This window comes from Paraburkholderia sp. SEWSISQ10-3 4, from assembly GCF_030464785.1.
Classification (GTDB): domain Bacteria; phylum Pseudomonadota; class Gammaproteobacteria; order Burkholderiales; family Burkholderiaceae; genus Paraburkholderia; species Paraburkholderia aspalathi.
Genome location: NZ_JALPRI010000050.1, coordinates 1 through 1,000, shown reverse-complemented (window position 1 = coordinate 1,000; position 1,000 = coordinate 1). Strand labels below are relative to the sequence as shown.

Sequence of the window (1,000 nt, the reverse complement as noted above, 5' to 3'; positions counted from 1 at the left end):
GGCGGTCAAGGCATTCGTGATTGGCAACAAGAACGATATGGCCGATGCGCGCGCGATCTGGAGCGCGGTACAGCAGCCTTGCGTGAGGGCGGTGGCGCTCAAGACTGAAACGCAGCAGGCGGTGCTGGCGCTGCACCGGATGCGCCAGCAGCTGGTCAGATTCCGCACGATGCAGATTAATGGCCTGCGTGGACTGCTGACGGAATACGGTGAGGTGATGGCGGTGGGCCGAGCCGCGCTGAACCGGGCGATGGCCGGTGTGCTGGCGCGTCTGAGCGAGCGTTTGCCTGCGATGTTGATGGACACACTGCGTGAACAATGGCAGCGGCTTGACGTGCTCGATGAGCAGATTGCGCAGATCGAGCGCCGGCTCTCGGAGTGGATGAAGCAAGAGCGCGCCTGCAGGCAGATCGCGGACATTCCAGGCGTGGGGTTGCTGACGGCAACCGCTGCCGTGGCGACGATGGGGGATCCGAAGACATTCAGTTCGGGCCGTGAGTTTGCGGCCTGGCTGGGGCTGGTGCCGCGACAGACCGGCACCGGTGGCAAGCTCCGGTTACATGGGATCAGCAAACGTGGGGATGTGTACCTGCGCACGCTGCTGATACACGGCGCCCGATCGGTGCTTGCACGCACAAAGGAGCCGGGGCCGTGGATCGAGCAGTTGCGCAGGCGCCGCCCGAACAACGTGGTGACCGTCGCACTGGCCAACAAGCTGGCCCGAACGATCTGGGCATTGCTGGCACACGACCGGAAGTACGAGAAAGCTCATGTCAGTGTGCGGCCGGTGTGAACGCAGCGAAGTCTGAACAGAACGGTTTTGCAAAGAGGAAAACGTCAAAGGTTGCGCAAGGTAATTGAGTGTGATGGCACACAGGTCAGACCGGGACTCACCAAACCTGAAGCCCTTTGCGGGCTAACAGCCCGTGTGACAAATGAGGCGTGAGCCAGCGGAATCCATCGAGGCCAGCGGGTTCGACCTGCAACAAGGCCGGATATA

The 1,000-nt window shown here is 62.1% G+C and carries 1 protein-coding gene; it reads left to right on the top strand.

The window, feature by feature from the left end; translation table 11 throughout:
• Positions 1-793: IS110 family transposase (locus M0D68_RS36570; protein ID WP_266226924.1), on the top strand; the 793-nt coding region annotated here is incomplete at its 5' end.
• Positions 794-1,000: the final 207 nt, after the last annotated feature.